General features: G+C 69.9%; 12 protein-coding genes. 10 read left to right on the top strand and 2 right to left on the bottom strand.

Translation table 11 applies throughout. The features are described from left to right. The first annotated feature begins 18 nt into the window (after positions 1-18). Genes AQJ84_RS06535 through AQJ84_RS06580 form a run of 10 tightly spaced genes read left to right on the top strand, consistent with a single transcriptional unit; the run spans position 19 to position 10,886 of the window. Complete coding sequence (locus AQJ84_RS06535) at positions 19-1,125, top strand: ABC transporter substrate-binding protein (RefSeq protein ID WP_030037792.1); 1,107 nt, start codon at positions 19-21, stop codon at positions 1,123-1,125. After that, on the top strand, positions 1,118-2,263 hold the full coding sequence (locus AQJ84_RS06540) for an ABC transporter ATP-binding protein (protein WP_030037791.1): 1,146 nt from the start codon (positions 1,118-1,120) through the stop codon (positions 2,261-2,263). Before AQJ84_RS06535 ends, AQJ84_RS06540 begins: the two co-directional genes overlap by 8 nt. A 2-nt stretch (positions 2,264-2,265) precedes the next feature. Further along, positions 2,266-3,207: an ABC transporter permease gene (locus tag AQJ84_RS06545; RefSeq protein ID WP_107082727.1), complete on the top strand. Its 942-nt coding sequence runs from the start codon at positions 2,266-2,268 to the stop codon at positions 3,205-3,207. Further along, positions 3,204-4,070 carry an ABC transporter permease gene (locus AQJ84_RS06550; RefSeq protein WP_030037789.1) on the top strand — a complete coding sequence of 289 codons (867 nt, stop codon included), beginning with the start codon at positions 3,204-3,206 and terminating at the stop codon, positions 4,068-4,070. The genes AQJ84_RS06545 and AQJ84_RS06550 overlap by 4 nt, the downstream gene beginning before the upstream one ends. Continuing rightward, positions 4,067-5,458: an aminotransferase class III-fold pyridoxal phosphate-dependent enzyme gene (locus AQJ84_RS06555; protein ID WP_030037788.1), complete on the top strand. Its 1,392-nt coding sequence runs from the start codon at positions 4,067-4,069 to the stop codon at positions 5,456-5,458. The genes AQJ84_RS06550 and AQJ84_RS06555 overlap by 4 nt, the downstream gene beginning before the upstream one ends. Before the next feature lie 23 nt (positions 5,459-5,481). After that, complete coding sequence (locus tag AQJ84_RS06560; RefSeq protein ID WP_030037787.1) at positions 5,482-6,435, top strand: succinylglutamate desuccinylase/aspartoacylase family protein; 954 nt, start codon at positions 5,482-5,484, stop codon at positions 6,433-6,435. Beyond that, complete coding sequence (locus AQJ84_RS06565; RefSeq protein ID WP_030037786.1) at positions 6,432-7,892, top strand: aldehyde dehydrogenase family protein; 1,461 nt, start codon at positions 6,432-6,434, stop codon at positions 7,890-7,892. Before AQJ84_RS06560 ends, AQJ84_RS06565 begins: the two co-directional genes overlap by 4 nt. Next, the gene (locus tag AQJ84_RS06570) at positions 7,889-8,827 is read left to right on the top strand and encodes an aldo/keto reductase (protein WP_030037785.1); all 939 of its coding nucleotides are present in this window, start codon (positions 7,889-7,891) and stop codon (positions 8,825-8,827) included. The genes AQJ84_RS06565 and AQJ84_RS06570 overlap by 4 nt, the downstream gene beginning before the upstream one ends. 56 nt (positions 8,828-8,883) lie before the next feature. Continuing rightward, complete coding sequence (locus AQJ84_RS06575; RefSeq protein ID WP_030037784.1) at positions 8,884-9,555, top strand: haloacid dehalogenase type II; 672 nt, start codon at positions 8,884-8,886, stop codon at positions 9,553-9,555. A 47-nt stretch (positions 9,556-9,602) separates the two neighbouring features. Next, positions 9,603-10,886: an NAD(P)/FAD-dependent oxidoreductase gene (locus AQJ84_RS06580; RefSeq protein WP_030037783.1), complete on the top strand. Its 1,284-nt coding sequence runs from the start codon at positions 9,603-9,605 to the stop codon at positions 10,884-10,886. 234 nt (positions 10,887-11,120) lie between these two features. Here AQJ84_RS06580 and AQJ84_RS06585 read toward each other — a convergent pair whose 3' ends face one another. Then, positions 11,121-14,648, bottom strand: a complete 3,528-nt coding sequence (locus AQJ84_RS06585) for an indolepyruvate ferredoxin oxidoreductase family protein (RefSeq protein ID WP_053191582.1) — start codon at positions 14,646-14,648, stop codon at positions 11,121-11,123. A 107-nt stretch (positions 14,649-14,755) separates the two neighbouring features. After that, positions 14,756-15,361, bottom strand: a complete 606-nt coding sequence (locus AQJ84_RS06590; RefSeq protein WP_037801866.1) for a TetR/AcrR family transcriptional regulator — start codon at positions 15,359-15,361, stop codon at positions 14,756-14,758. Positions 15,362-15,384: the final 23 nt, after the last annotated feature.

Raw genomic sequence — 15,384 nt, forward strand, 5'->3', positions numbered from 1 at the left:
CCACCCAGGAGGCACACGATGAGAGATGCCCGGATAGACCGCCGGCTCTTCCTGCGCGGAGTCGGCGGAGTCACCGCGGGCCTCGCCGCCGCGTCCGCCCTCAGCGCCTGCGGCACCGGCACCAGCCGGTCCGTCGCCGGCAGCGGCGGCAAGAGCTCCAAGACGCTCGTCGTCCGCAACAGCGGTGGCACCTACGGAGACGCCAACCAGACGGCGGTCTACGACGCGTTCACCAAGGAGACCGGTATCCAGATCAAGGTGGTGAACATCGCGTACGCCCAGCTGCTCGCCCAGATCAAGCAGGGTCGCCCGCAGTTCGACCTGATCGACACCTCCATGGCCGACGTCGTGCGCTTCAAGGACGAGGACGCCACCGAGGAACTCGACTACGACCGCCTGAAGAACACCAGGAACACGGGCATCGCCGAGTCACTGATGATGTCCCACGGCGTCGGCAAGAACTACTGGGCCAGCGTCATGGCGTACCGCACCGACGCCTTCGACGGGAAGAAGCCCGGGAGCTGGGCGGACTTCTGGGACACCAAGGCGTTCCCCGGCAGCCGTGCCCTCCAGGCCAGGGACGCCGACCTGCCCGAGCTGGAGTTCGCCCTCCTCGCCGACGGCGTGCCCCTGGACAAGCTGTATCCCCTCGACGTGGAACGGGCCTTCAAGTCCCTCGACAACATCAAGGGGTCCGTCCGCAAGTACTGGGACACCGGTGCCCTCCCCGGCCTGCTGCTCGGCCGCGAGGAGGTCGTCGCCACCAGCGTCTGGCACGGCCGTCTCGACGCCCTGATCAAGGGCGGCTCGCCGATGGCGTACCAGTGGAACGGCGCACGCCGGCAGAGCAACGGCTTCTGCGTCCCCAAGGGCGCGGCGAACCCGGACGCCGCCTACCAGCTGATCGACTTCGCGCTGCGGCCCGACATCCAGGCCAACTACGCCGAGATCTACCCGATGGCCCCGGTCGTGCCCGCCGCCTACAAGAAGCTCTCCACGGCCGCCGGGGACAACCTGGCCAGCTCGCCCGAGCACCTGAAGGCCGGGTTCGACCTCGACGTCGAGTGGTGGATCAAGAACGAGGCCGCCGTGTCCAAGCGCTGGCAGGAGTGGGTCAATGCCTGAGCTGCACCTGAAGTCCCAGCCCCAGTCCTCCCCGGCGGTCTTCCCGCCGCCGGGGTCCGGCACCGGAAAACCCCTCTCCGTCACGGACTTGCGCAAGACGTACGGTGGCGTGACCGCTGTCGACACGGTCTCCATGGAGATCGCGGGCGGCGAGTTCGTCACCTTCCTGGGGTCCTCCGGCTCCGGCAAGACCACCACCCTGATGATGATCGCCGGGTTCTGCGAGCCCGACTCCGGCAGCATCGTCGTCGGCGGCCGTGACGTGACCCGCCTCGCCCCGCAGAAACGCGGCCTCGGCTTCGTCTTCCAGCAGTACCTGCTCTTCCCGCACATGACGGTCTGGGAGAACGTCGCCTTCCCGCTCCAACTGCGGGGCGTGCCCAAGGCGGAGCTGCGCCGACGAGTGGGCGAGACCCTGGAGATCGCCGGACTCTCCGCCATGGCCCGCCGCCGGCCGCGCGAGCTGTCCGGCGGCCAGCAGCAGCGCGTCGCGCTGTGCCGGGCGCTGGTCTACCGGCCGCCGGTGATCCTCATGGACGAGCCGCTCGGCGCCCTGGACAAGAAGCTTCGCGACCAGCTGCAGACCGAGATCAAGCGCATCCAGCAGGAACTCGGCCTCACCGTCATCTACGTGACGCACGATCAGGAGGAGGCGCTGGTCCTGTCCGACCGGATCGCGGTGATGCGGGACGGGCGGATCGACCAGTTCGACACCCCGCGCGAGCTCTTCGAGCGTCCCCGCACCCCGTTCGTCGCCGACTTCCTCGGCGCGGCCAACTTCCTGCCCGGCACCGTCCAGCAGCGGACGCCCGAGCAGACCCTCGTACGGCTGGACACCGGAGGCCTGCTCACGGCCCGCCCGCAGGCGGGAGCGGAGGGAGCCAAGGTGCGGGCCGCGGTCCAGCCCGGCCGGCTCCGGCTGTGCACGCCCGGCGACGGGTTCTGTACCGGGACCGTCGAGACGGTCACCTACGTGGGAACCCTCGTCCGCGTCACCGTCCGCCCGGCGGGCGGCGCCGACACCGGTGTCGTACGGCTGGAACTCCCGGCCGGCGAGGCCCCGGTCCTCGGCGAGCAGGTCAGCCTGACGGCCCACCCCGACGACGTCAGCGTCTTCGCGGTGGAAGGGGGCGGGTGAGCATGGCCGGATCCCTCCTCGCGCCCGCGCCCCCGGCCCCGGGCGCCGCGACCCCCGCCGCCGGCACGGGACGGCTGCACCGGCTGCGCCGCGCGCTGTCCGAGCGCCGCACCCGCTTCGGGCTGCTGAACGCCGCACCCGTCGTCGTCTACCTGCTGGTGCTGTTCGTCTACCCGATCTTCAGCACCCTGCTCCTCAGCCTCAAGGGGGAGGAGGGGGGATGGACGCTGCACTGGTACGCGGACGCCCTCCAGGGCTCCAACCTGGAGGTCCTCTTCACCACCCTGCGGATCTCCGCCGAGACCTCGCTGCTCAGCCTGGTCATCGGGTTCCTGCTGGCCGCCGCCGTCTCCCGGCTCAAGCCGCTGTGGGCAGGCCTGGTGATGATCATCGTCATCGTGCCGCACTTCATCAGCGCGCTGGTGCGCACCTACGGCTGGATCATCCTGCTCGGTGAACGCGGCGTGGTGAACAACGCCCTGACGGATCTGAAGGTCCCCGGCGCTCCCTTCCAGATGCTCTACAACGAGATAGGCGTGGTCATCGGCACCACCTCCGTGATGCTGCCGTACACCGTGCTGCTGCTGTACGCGGTGATGCGCGGCATCGACCGCAGGCTGCCCGCCGCCGCGGCCAGCATGGGCGCGGGCCGGCTGACGATCTTCCGCCGGGTCTACCTGCCGATGGTCGCTCCGGGCCTGGTCAACGCGGGCATCCTGTGCTTCATCCTCTGCCTCGGCTACTACCTGACCCCCGCCCTCATGGGTGGTCCGAAGCAGACCATGGTCGCCTCGCTCATCAGTGAGCAGGTGATGAAGCAGAACCAGTGGAACGGCGCCGCCGCGCTCGGCATCATCCTGCTGCTCCTCACCTTCGGAGGTCTGCTCCTGCTGCGGCTGATCAAGGCCGTGAGCGAGGCCGCGAAGAATCGAGGTATCTCATGATCGCGCTGCGCTCGACACTGGCCGGGCGGATCTTCCTGACCGTCGCCTCCACGGTGATCCTGCTGTTCCTCGCCCTGCCGATCGTCCTCATCGTCGTCACCTCCTTCGGAAAGGACGCCTTCGGCGCCTTCCCGCCGGACTCCTGGACGCTGGGCTGGTACAAGGTGCTGTTCGCCGACGGCAGCAAGTGGCCGGCCGCGCTCTCGCTCAGCGCCCTGATCGCCTCACTGACCACCGTGTTCTCGCTCCTCCTGGGCATCACGGCGGCCACGGCACTGGTCCGCAGCAACCTGCCGCTGCGTTCGGCGGTGTACGGACTGGTCCTCGCCCCGCTGGTGATCCCCCAAGTGGTCATCGCCCTCGGGCTGTTCCTGCTCTTCGAGCCGGCCGCCATGCTCGGCAGTCCGATCGCCATCGCCCTCGGCCACACCGTGCTCGCCTCACCGATCGCCGTGATGATCCTCATGGCCACGCTGAAGGGCATCGACGAACGACTGGAGGACGCGGCGGCCAGCATGGGCGCGAACCGGCTCACCGTCGCCCGGCGCATCACGCTCCCTCTCGCGATGCCCGGCATGATCGCCGCCGCGGTCTTCTCCTTCATCACCAGCTTCGACGAGTTCTTCATCTCGCAGTTCCTGTCCTCGGTGGACACCACGACCCTGCCCGTCCAGGTCTTCAACGTCCTCCAGTTCGATGTCGACCCGTCCGTGACGGCCATCAGCGCGGTCCTCATCGCGATCGCCGTCCTGGCCCTCGTCCTGGTCGCCGCGGTGCGCCGACTCGGCGGGGCCGAAAAGCAGGACGGTCTGCTGCCGACGGAGCCCGCGGTGGGCCTGTCCACCGGGAGTGAAACCTCATGACCACCAGCACCCGCACCCCGGCCGGCGAACTGTCCGCCATTGCGGCCGGCCACCTGCTGCTCAACATGACCCCCAACGGCTCGCTCGGCCCGGAAGGCGAGAACCTCCTCGTCATCCGGCGGGGAGAGGGCCCGTACGTCGACGACGCCGACGGCAGGCGCTACATCGACGGCCTGTCCGGGCTGTACTGCTGCCAGCTCGGCTACTCCTACGGCCCCGAGTTCGCCGAGGCCGCCGAACGGCAGCTGCGAGAGCTGTGCTACAGCCCGCTGTGGACCTCCTCCGCGCACCCGACGGCGATCGAACTCGCCGAGAGGCTGTCCCGGATCGCCCCCGTGGACATCGAGCACACCTTCTTCTCCAGCGGCGGCGCCGAAGCCGTCGAGACCGCCTGGAAGATCGCCCGCCGCTACCACGCGCTGCGCGGCGAGCCGGGCCGCACCAAGGCCATCGCTCGGCGTGGCGCCTACCACGGGCTGACCATCGGCACCCTGTCGCTCACCGACGACCCAGGCCTGACCGAGCCGTACGGCCCGCCGGCGATCGACACCCGGTTCGTGGCCAACACCAACCGCTTCGGCCTCGCACCGGAGTACGCGGACGACGACCTGTACACGGCCCGGCTGCTCGCCGAGCTTGAGGACGCGATTCTGGCCGAGGGGCCGGAGACCGTCGCCATGCTGATCGCCGAGCCGGTGCAGAACCGGGGCGGCTGCATCACCCCGCCCCAGGGTTACTGGCAGGGTCTGCGGGCGCTGGCCGACCGGTACGGACTCCTGCTCGTCGCCGACGAGGTGATCACGGCCTTCGGCCGGCTCGGGGAGTGGTTCGGCGGGGACCGCTACGGCGCCCGCCCGGACATGGTCACCGTCGCCAAGGGCATCACCGCCGGTTACGCCCCCATGGGGGCGACTCTGGTCAGCCAGGGTGTCGTCGAGGTCATCAACCGGCCCGGCGCGGTCCTCAACCACGGCTACACCTTCGGCGGGCACCCGCTGAGCGCGGCCATCGCCCTGCGCAACCTGGAGATCATGGAGCGGGACCGGATCCTGGAGAACGTGCGTGGCCTCCAGGACCACCTGGCGGGCCGCATGGCATCCCTCGCGGACCTGCCGATCGTCGGCGACGTCCGGGGCGCCGGATTCTTCTACGCCTGCGAACTCGTCGGTGACCACGAGGACGGCGGCTTCGGCGACACCGCCCGCGCCGACCTGATCGCCGACCTGATCCCGCGCCGGCTGCGTGAGGCCGGCCTCCTCGCCCGCGTCTACAACCGGTCCGCGCCACTGGTCCAGATCGCGCCCCCGCTGATCAGCGACCGGGCCCTTCTCGACCGTATCGCCGACATCCTCGCGGAGACCCTCGCCGAGGCGTCCGCCCGCATCTGACCCATGTTTCGGAAAGGAACAACATGTACTCCATCGGTCCGCTGACCGTCGCCCCCGGCGAGCGCGCCCAAGGCCTCATCCCGGTCGGCACCAGCAGCTACGGTGTGGAACTCGGCATCCCCCTGATCGTCGTCAACGGCGCCCAGGACGGCCCGGTCCTGTGTGTGGACGCCGGCGTGCACGGCGACGAGTACGACGGCCAGGAAGCCGTCCGCCGCGTGGTCGCCGAGATCGACCCGGCCACCCTGCGCGGCACGCTCGTCGCCATCCCCTGCATGAACACCCCGGCCTTCGAGGCGGCGGCCCGCACCAGCGGCCTGGACCACCTCAACCTCAACCGCATCTTCCCCGGTGACGCGGACGGCTCGTACTCGCTGCGCCTGGCCGCCACCTTCGTCGAGCAGGTCGTCCCGGCCATCGACGCCCTGGTCGACCTGCACACCGGCGGCACGTTCGGTGAGATCGCCCCGCTGGTCATCCTTCAGGGCGGCTACGAGGAACTGGCGACGGACATGGCCCTCGCGGCCGGGCACGAGCTGGTCTGGAAGGGCGGCAAGTGGGGCGGCACGGTGCGCCACCCCACGCTCGCGGCGGGCAAGCCCGCCATCACCATCGAGGTCGGTGGTGGCACCTACCGCGAGGAGAACGTCACCCTGCACATGCACTCCATCCGCAACATCCTCCGGCAACTCGGCATGATCGACGGTGCGGCGGAGCTGCGGGACACCTACACCACGGTCTCCGGCACTTTCGCCCGCTCCGACGCCGGCGGCTTCTTCGTCGGCCACGCCGAGCCGGGGGACACCTGCAAGGAAGGCGACCTGATCGCCCACATCGCCGACCACTACGGCAACACGCTGGAGGAGGTCCGCGCCCCGCAGGACGGCATCGTGCTCTGGGTCCGCCGGATCCGTACCGTCCGCCCCGGCGACGAGGTCGTCATCTTCGGCGAGGTGCAGGGGGAGATCACGCCATGACCGGCGAACTGCGGTTGACCGAGCTGCTGATCGACGGCAAGCAGGTGGCCGCCGCCGACGGACGCTCCTTCACGGTCCTCGACCCGTCCGACGGTACGGTCATCACCCATGTCGCGCTGGCCGGCAAGGCGGACGTGGACCAGGCGGTGGCCGCGGCCCGCTCGGCCTTCACCTCTCCCGAATGGGCCCGCATGCGGGCCGCGGACCGGGGCCGCATCCTGTACCGGATCGCCGAGGCCATCCGCTACCAGGGCGAACGGCTGGCCCGCCTGGAGAGCCAGGACGTCGGCAAGCCGCTGAGCCAGGCCAAGGCCGATGTCGAGGCGGCGGCCCGCTACTTCGAGTTCTACGCGGGCGTCACCGACAAGCTCGGGGGCACGACGATCCCTCTCGGGCCCGGCCTGATCGACTACACCGTGCGTGAGCCGATCGGTGTGTCCGGCCAGATCATCCCGTTCAACTACCCGCTGCAGAACACCGCGAGGGGCTCGGCCCCGGCGCTGGCGGCAGGCTGCACGGTGGTGCTCAAGCCGTCGCCTGAGGCGCCGCTCACCCCGCTGGAGATCGGCAGGATCGCCCTGGAGTGCGGACTTCCGCCGGGCGTTCTCAACGTCGTCCCCGGTGACGGAGAGACCGGCGCGGCCCTCGCCGGGCACCCGGACATCGACCAGGTCACCTTCACCGGCTCGGTGCCGACCGGCATCAAGGTCGCCCAGGCCGCCGCCGCCAACGTGGTGCCGTCCGTCACCGAGCTGGGCGGCAAGTCCCCGGTCGTGGTCTTCGCCGACGCCGACTTCGACCTGGCGCTGACCGCTGTCGCGGCCTCGGCCTTCGGCAACGCCGGCCAGACCTGCTCGGCCGGCACCCGGCTGCTGCTCCAGCGCGGCGCCGAGGAGTTCCTCGACAAGCTGGTCGCGTACGCCGCCTCGCTGCGCATCGGTCCGGGGCTCACCGACCCGGACATCGGCCCGCTGGTCGCCGGCAGGCAGCGCGACCGGGTGCTGGGCTACCTGGACCTGGCCCGCGAGGAGGGCGCCGTGGCACGGGCCGGCGGCGGTGCGCCGTCCGACCCGGCCCTGTCCGACGGCTACTACGTCGAGCCGACCGTCCTCACCGGCCTGACCAACGACGCCCGATGCGCCCGCGAGGAGATCTTCGGCCCCGTCGTCACCGTCATCGAGTTCGACGACGCCGACGAGGCCCTGGACATCGCCAACGACAGCCCGTACGGCCTGGCGTCCTACGTCTGGACGCGGGACATCGACAAGGCGATGCGGCTGGCCGAGGGCATCCGGGCCGGCCAGGTCTACGTCAACGCCACCGGCGTCGGCACCGGCGTCGAACTCCCCTTCGGTGGCTACAAGCACAGCGGCTGGGGCCGGGAGAAGGGCCTCGCGGCCCTCGACAGCTACACGCAGACCAAGAACGTCTGCGTCGGATTCGGGAGCCGGTCATGAGATACCGCTCGCTCGGCGAGCGCGGGCCGGCCGTCTCCGTGGTCGGCGTCGGCGGCAACAACTTCGGCGCCCGTCTGGACGAGGAGGGCACGAAGGCCGTCGTCCACGCGGCCCTCGACGCCGGGATCACGCTGTTCGACACGGCCGACATGTACGGCGGCTTCGGCGAACAGGGCGGCTCGCGCGGCGACGGCGAACGCCTCCTCGGCGCTGCCCTCAAGGGACGCCGGGACGAGGTCGTCCTGGCGACCAAGTTCGGTATGGAGATGGGGCCGGAGGCGGACCTCCACGGCCGGCGCGGCGCCCGCTCCTACATCCGGTACGCCGTCGAGGCGTCCCTGCGCCGGCTCGGCACCGACCGGATCGACCTGTACCAGTACCACGAGCCGGACGGTGTCACCCCGCTGGAGGAGACCGTCGCCGCGCTCCGTGAACTGGTCGACGAGGGCAAGATCGGTCACATCGGCTGCTCCAACCTCCCACCCGAGCAGCTCACCGGCGCCTTCGTGTCGACCCAGGCCCGCTACCACCTGCTCGACCGCGGCGTGGAGCGGGACCTGATCCCGGCCTGTCTGCACAACGGCGTGGGCCTGCTGCCGTACTACCCGCTGGCCAACGGCCTGCTCAGCGGGAAGTACCGGCGCGGTGAGCAGCCCCCGGCCGGCAGCCGGCTGTCCTGGCGGCAGGGCTGGCTCACCGACGCGGCCCTCGACAAGGTCGAGGCGCTCTCCGGCTACGGCGCCGAACGAGGACTCACCCTCCTGGAGGTCGCCGTGGGCGCACTGGCCGCGCTGCCCGCCGTCGGCTCCGTCATCTGCGGCGCCATGACCCCCGAACAGGTCACCGCCAACGCGGCGGCGGCCGACTGGATCCCCGACCCGGCCGACCTGGCCGCACTGGACGCGATCGTCACCCCCGGCGAACGCGTCGTCTGAAGCCCCCCACCCCGCCCCCTGGAAATCCGGAAACCCGCGAACTGAGGCTGAACACCATGCGAGAGATCGTCACCTTCGACGCCTATGGAACCCTGGTCGACTTCCAGCTCGGCCCCACCACCCTGAAGATCCTTGCCGACTCCGGCCGGCTGGACCTGGACAACCTGGACGTCGACGAGTTCCTCGACGACTTCCGCGTCATGCGCTTCCAAGCCGTCCTGGAGGCCTACCGCCCCTACCACGAGGCCCTGCCCTCCAGCCTGCGCAACGCCATGCGCCTGCACGGCCTGGAGTACCGCGACTCCGACGGCGAGGCCCTGGTGGACGCGGTCCCCACCTTCGGTCCCTTCCCGGAGGTCCCGGACGCACTGCGCGCCCTGAAGACCAGGTACGAGATCGCCATCATCTCCAACACCGACGACAACCTGATCGCGCGGAACGTCGAGAACATCGGCGTCGAGTTCGACTACGTCATCACCGCCCAGCAGGCGGGCGCCTACAAGCCGGACCGCCAGACCTTCAGGCACGCCTTCCGGACCATGGGCGTCGAGCCGTCCCAGGTCATCCACACCGCCCAGGGCTGGGAGTACGACCACATCCCGACCCGCGACCTCGGCCTGAAGCGCCGCGTGTGGATCAACCGCTACGGCCGCCCCGGCAGCGCCGACTACCAGCCCTACGACGAGCTGCCCGACCTGTCGGGCCTGCCGAAGCTGCTCGGCTGCTGACCGACGGCGCACCGGCGAAACAGACCGAGACACAGAGGACGCACGCCATGAAGCAGATCCCCTACTGGCTGGACACAGCCCCCGCCTTCCCCGACCGTTCCGGAAAGGACCTGCCCGACGCGGCGGACGTGGTGGTGATCGGCGGCGGTCTCACCGGCCTGTCCACCGCCTATCACGCCGCCCGTAAGGGCGCCCGGGTCGTCCTGGTCGAGAAGGACAAGGTGGGCTCGGGCGCCTCCGGGCGCAACGGCAGCATGTGCACCCAGGGCATCACCATCAGCCCCGCCGAGGCGCGCAAGCGTTTCGGGCAGGAGCGGGCCCGTGAGCTGTACGACTCCTTCCGCGAGGCGGTCGACGTCGTCGAGGAGCTCACCCGCACCGAGAACATCGACTGCGACTTCAACCGCTCCGGGCGCCTCGGCGCGGTCTGCAAGCCCGGGCACTTCGACGGCCTGCGGGCCAAGCAGCGCGACCTGGCCGAGAACTTCGGCCACGAGACGATCGTCCTGAGCAAGAGCGAACTGCGGGCCGAGCTCGGCACGGACTACTACCACGGCGCCCTGCTCGACCCGCTCAGCGCGGGCCTGCACGTGGGCAAGTTCGTCGGCGGCCTGGCAGACGCCGCCGAGCGGGCCGGCGCCGAGATCCACGAGCGCAACGCCGCCACCGGCCTCACCCGCCTCCCCGGCGGTGGCTTCCTGGTGGAGACCATGAACGGCACCATCCGTGCCAAGCAGGTCATGGCGGCGACGGACGCCTACACCGACAAGTCGATGCCGTGGTTCCGCAAGCGGCTGATCAACGTCGGCAGCTTCATCATCGTCACCGAGCCGCTGGGGGAGCAGCGCGCCAAGGAGCTCATCCCCAACGGCCGCCTGCTGGTCGCACACAAGAACGTCGGCCACTACGTCCGCCTCACCCCCGACAACCGCCTCGCCTTCGGCGGCCGGGCCCGCTTCGCCCCCTCCAATCCGGCCTCCGACATCAAGAGCGGCGACATCCTCAAGCGGGAGATGACGGAGATCTTCCCGCAGCTGGCCGGGACGCGGATCGACTACGTCTGGGGCGGCATGGTCGGCTTCTCCTGGGACCGTATCCCGCACGCGGGTGACGTCAACGGCCTGTACTACTCCATGGGTTACTGCGGCCACGGCGTCCAGATGGCCACGTACATGGGCCGCGCCATCGCCGAGATGATGGACGGCAAGCCGGAGGCCAACCCGCTGCGCGGCTTCGGCTTCCCGAAGGTGCCCGTCCCGTTCTACAACGGCACGCCCTGGTTCCTGCCGTTCGGCGGTGCCTACTACAAGGCGAAGGACCGGCTGCTCTGAGCCGATGCCGACGGCGTCCAAGCCGCGGGGACTCCCAAGCAGCGGTCCTGGGACCTCCCCGCGGCTTTCCGGTCACGCGGCCTGCCGCCGCACCCCACATACGTCCGCTGGTCTGACGGGTGCGGTTCGCCCGAGGCGTGGCCCGAGGCGAAGCGCGGCCGGTGTCGATTCTCGACCGTCAGGTCGAGCGGCGTCGGAGGCATGCCTGGCCCCGCACCCGCTACGCCACCGGGTTCAACGACCCTGTCCGGCTCCCGTCGACTCAGGGTCCGCGCTCTCCTGCAGCTCACGGAGTATGCGGGCCTTGTCGGCCCGGTAGCGCTCGACGGTCGCGAGCTTGACGCCTTCGTATCCGCGAACGGCGTCCGGCAGCTCCGCGAGCCGGTGGACCTCGGCCAGGTTCGCCTCGTTCAAGAGCCCGAGCGCGGCGTTGATCGACTCACGGTACTCGTCGACGAGCTCCCGCTCGATCCGTCGCATGTGCTGAAGTCCGAACACGTCGAGGCGGGTCCCCCGAACGCGCCGCAGCGCACGCAGCAGGCTGAGAACCGGACGGAACCAGCTCCCCAGAGCGACTTTCCTCTTCATACCCGCGGCTCGCAGAACAGGCGGATGCAGCCGGAAGTAGCGTCGGCTCGTGCTTCCGAACGTTGCGGTGATGTGGTCGTCCACGACCGGATCGAGGGCGAGCCGTGCCACCTCGTACTCGTCCTTGTACGCCATGAGCTTGTGGAGATGACGGGCGACGGCCTCGGTCAACTCGGTGGAAGCACCGACGGCAGCGCGTTCCGCGAGCGCCACCGCCTTGACGAAGTCGACGTAGGTGCGGGCGTAGCGCCTGTCCTGGTAGTCGATGAGGTCGCCCACGCGCACGGTGAGGAGACGATGCAGCTCCGACTCCTCGTCATCGGTGACCGAGGCCACGAGCTCGGTGGTTCCAGTGGGGAGCTGCGGTGCCTCCGGGAACGGCGAGCCGGCCAGCACGGCACGCAGCACCTCCGGATCGGCGACCGCCTGTCGCCCTCGCCGGAAGGCCTGCACATTGCGGTCGACGGCGACTCCGTTCAGGGCGATGGCCTCTTCGATGGCCGAAGCCGGCATCGGTAGCAGCCCCGTCTGGTACGCGGCCCCCACCAGCAGCATGTTGGCGTACTGCTCGTCGTCGAAGAGCCGCGTAGCCAGTGCGCCGGAGTCCAGGGCGACGATCTGGCGTGTCGCGTGGTCGACGGCACGGCGCACGGCGTCGGGAGCCGGGAAGCTGACCGCCGTGTCGACCACCATGTGCCCGGTGGGTATCTCGGTGGTGGTCATGACGGCGACGGTGCGGCCCGGGGAAGCGGCGGACAGGTGCTTCGGGTCGGTCGCGACGAGCGGGTCGCATGCGAGGTAGAGGTCGCACTGCCCCTCACCGATCCTGGCCCCCTGTTCCACGACCCCTTCTGTGATCTTGATGTCGGAGACGACGGCGCCGCCCTTCTGGGCGAGACCGGTCTGGTCGAGGCTGCGCGCGTGTCGGCCGTCGATGACGGCCGCGGTCGCCAGCACCTGGGAGATGGTGACGATGCCCGTTCCCCCGATCCCGGTGATCCGCATGCCGAAGGAGTCGGCACCGGCCATGCGAGCCGGCTCGGCCACGTCGGTGGCCTCGAGAACGGGAAGGTCCGCGTGCTTCGGCTTGCCGGTGGACGTGATGGTCATGAACGCAGGGCAGTCGCCGTCGAGGCACGAGTAGTCCAGGTTGCACGAGGACTGGTCGATCCTGGTCTTGCGGCCGAACTCCGTCGAGACCGGGTGAACCGACAGACAGTTCGACTTGCGGCCGCAGTCACCGCAGCCCTCGCAGATGCGCTCGTTGATCCAGACTCGCGTCCTCGGTACCTGGACCTTGCCGCGTCGGCGGGCACGCCTCTTCTCGGCGGCGCATTCCTGGTCGTGGATGAGGACCGTGACACCGGCGGTGTCCTTGAGCTCCGCCATCGCGTCCTCGATCGCAGCCCGGCCGAGAACCTTCACCGACTTGGGAAGCCGCGCCCGCGGGATGCGTGCCCTGTCCTCGGTCGTGATGATCACCTTGGCGACACCTTCGTCGAGAAGCGTGGCGGCGAGCCGGTCGACCGGCAGGGCGCCGACGGCGTCCTGGCCGCCGGTCATGGCGACCGTCCCGTTGTAGAGCAGCTTGAACGTGACGTTCACCCCCGCGGCGATCGCCGCCCGGACGGCCAGGCTGCCCGAGTGCATGAAAGTGCCGTCCCCGATGTTCTGCACGAAGTGGTCGGCGTCGACGAACGGCTCCATCCCGATCCACTGAGCCCCTTCCCCGCCCATCTGGGTCATGCCGACGACCGACCCGACCTGTTCGGGATCCATGAACACGACCATGGAGTGGCAGCCGATCCCCGCGCCGACCAGGGAGTCCCCGCCGGCGGTGGTCGAGGTGTTGTGCGGGCATCCCGAGCAGTAGTACGGGCTGCGGGTCAGGAGCGGCAGTGCCGACGCCGTACGGGACCTGGGCCGCCGACGCCATGCGCGGGCGGCTTCGATGCCGAGCGGAGCGAGCACCCTGGACAGTCCGGCGGCGATGATGTCGGCGTCGAGCTCCCCCGAGCGGCTGAACAGCGCCCGCCCGTCCTTGTCCTGCTTGCCGCGGACGAACGGAGCATCGGAGCGGCCGTAAAGGGTCTCTTTGACGGCGGCTTCGAGGAACGGCCGCTTCTCCTCGACGACCACCACCTCGTCCAGGCCGTCCGCGAACTCGATGACGGCGTCACGTTCGAGGGGGAAGACCATGCCGAGCTTGAGGATCCTGATGCCGTGCCGTGCGAGGTCCTCGTCGGTCAGACCGATGATGCGGAGGGCCTCGCGGACGTCGAGGTAGGTCTTTCCGGACGTCAGGATGCCGATCCTGTCGGACGGTCCGCGCTGGACCACCCGGTTGAGGCCGTTGAGGCGGGCGTACTCCACGGCGCGGGGGAGCCGGACCTCGTGCAGGCTGCGCTCGAGCGCCATGAGAGGGGCGCCCAGGAGCATCGAGCTCGGCTTGTGCGGGCCGCGGCCCGAGTCGCCCTCCGCGACCGAGATCCGGTCGCGCGCCACGACGGCTGTGGACGCCGAGTCCGCGACCGCGGTGGTGATCTTCAGGCCCGACCACAGGCCGCTGTACCGGGAGAGGAACTGCGCGTGCAGCCCGAAGTCGAGGACGTCCTGCGCGTCGGCCGGGTACAGCGTGGGGATCGCCAGGTCCGCGAGCGTCGCCTCGCTGGCGCACGGCACACTGGACGACTTGGCTCCCGGATCGTCGCCGACCAGAGCGACCGCGCCGCCTGAGGGGCCTGTGCCCACCAGGTTCGCGTGGCGCAGGGCGTCCGAGGCGCGGTCGAGGCCGGGGGACTTGCCGTACCAGATACCCACGACGCCCTCCCACCGTGAGGTTCCGGTCTGGCCGGCCAACTGGCTGCCCATGGCGGCGGTCGCGGCGAGTTCCTCGTTGACCCCTGGTCTGTGGACGATGTCGTGCTCGCGCAGCAACGCCCCGCGCCGTGCCAACTCGATGTCGTACCCGGCCAGTGGTGATCCCTCGTACCCGGATACGAACGTGGCGGTACGCAGTCCGTTCAGGCGGTCATGCCTGGACCGATCCAGGAGAACGCGGACGAGAGCCTGGATCCCGGAGAGATGCAGGACGCCTTCTTCACGCAGGTAGCGATCTTCCAGGCGGAAGCGTCGGCCGCGCGGCTGCTCCGCCTCGGTGATGAATGCAGTCATCGTCCTTTTCCTGACAACAGTTCGGGACCGCTGACGCCCTGATGGCCGTCAAACGTCGAGTTCCTCGGCCGTCTCGGATGGGGCCGGTGTCGGTGACGGAGGCGCCCTCACCGTGACGCTGGGTCGGTCAGCCGCGCGGTCGCCCAGCCGAGCAGTGCGCCGCGGAACGCCGATACCAGTCGGTGAGTGATCTGCGAGGGCGCCAGCGCGAGCGTGTCACGGAGATCGAAGATCTCCCGGGGGTCGAAGAGGACGTTCCACAGGAAGGCGGCCTCGTCCTCGACACCGGCGAGCTCGCTGACGCCGAGGATCGCCACGAGTTCGCGGAGGGGACGGGTGAGGGCCTCCGCCTGGCCTTCCAGGTACGGCTCGTCGTCCTTGTACCGCGCGAGGAATCCCTCTGACGACCGCCGGTGCACCAGCGCTGCGCCTTCGGCGAGGATGAGATCCACCCAGAAACCGCAGACACTCTCGAGCAGGGCCAGACCGTTGCTCGGCTGCTCGAGACTGTAATCGCGGAACTTGCTCCCGATGTCCCGTCGGTAGGCGCTGAGAGCGTCGTCCGCGGACTCGAAGTGCCGGTAGGCCGTCGCGACCGACACATCCGCCTGCCGAGCGATGTCGGCGAGGCTGATCGGCTGCTCGCGACGCTCGAAGAGCTCCGCGGCGGCCTGGATCAGCTTGGCGTTGTTCAACCGCTGATCCCTGCGCATGTGTGTCCCTTTCATGTACGCGG

The sequence above is a fragment of the Streptomyces resistomycificus genome (genome assembly GCF_001514265.1).
Taxonomy (GTDB): Bacteria; Actinomycetota; Actinomycetes; order Streptomycetales; family Streptomycetaceae; genus Streptomyces; species Streptomyces resistomycificus.

Excerpts from the sequence above, each read along its gene's own strand:
- AQJ84_RS06535 (WP_030037792.1), top strand. The coding sequence starts at position 19 with ATGAGAGATGCCCGGATAGACCGCCGGCTCTTCCTGCGCGGAGTCGGC.
- AQJ84_RS06540 (WP_030037791.1), top strand. The coding sequence starts at position 1,118 with ATGCCTGAGCTGCACCTGAAGTCCCAGCCCCAGTCCTCCCCGGCGGTC.
- AQJ84_RS06545 (WP_107082727.1), top strand. The coding sequence starts at position 2,266 with ATGGCCGGATCCCTCCTCGCGCCCGCGCCCCCGGCCCCGGGCGCCGCG.
- AQJ84_RS06550 (WP_030037789.1), top strand. The coding sequence starts at position 3,204 with ATGATCGCGCTGCGCTCGACACTGGCCGGGCGGATCTTCCTGACCGTC.
- AQJ84_RS06555 (WP_030037788.1), top strand. The coding sequence starts at position 4,067 with ATGACCACCAGCACCCGCACCCCGGCCGGCGAACTGTCCGCCATTGCG.
- AQJ84_RS06560 (WP_030037787.1), top strand. The coding sequence starts at position 5,482 with ATGTACTCCATCGGTCCGCTGACCGTCGCCCCCGGCGAGCGCGCCCAA.
- AQJ84_RS06565 (WP_030037786.1), top strand. The coding sequence starts at position 6,432 with ATGACCGGCGAACTGCGGTTGACCGAGCTGCTGATCGACGGCAAGCAG.
- AQJ84_RS06570 (WP_030037785.1), top strand. The coding sequence starts at position 7,889 with ATGAGATACCGCTCGCTCGGCGAGCGCGGGCCGGCCGTCTCCGTGGTC.
- AQJ84_RS06575 (WP_030037784.1), top strand. The coding sequence starts at position 8,884 with ATGCGAGAGATCGTCACCTTCGACGCCTATGGAACCCTGGTCGACTTC.
- AQJ84_RS06580 (WP_030037783.1), top strand. The coding sequence starts at position 9,603 with ATGAAGCAGATCCCCTACTGGCTGGACACAGCCCCCGCCTTCCCCGAC.
- AQJ84_RS06585 (WP_053191582.1), bottom strand. The coding sequence starts at position 14,648 with ATGACTGCATTCATCACCGAGGCGGAGCAGCCGCGCGGCCGACGCTTC.
- AQJ84_RS06590 (WP_037801866.1), bottom strand. The coding sequence starts at position 15,361 with ATGCGCAGGGATCAGCGGTTGAACAACGCCAAGCTGATCCAGGCCGCC.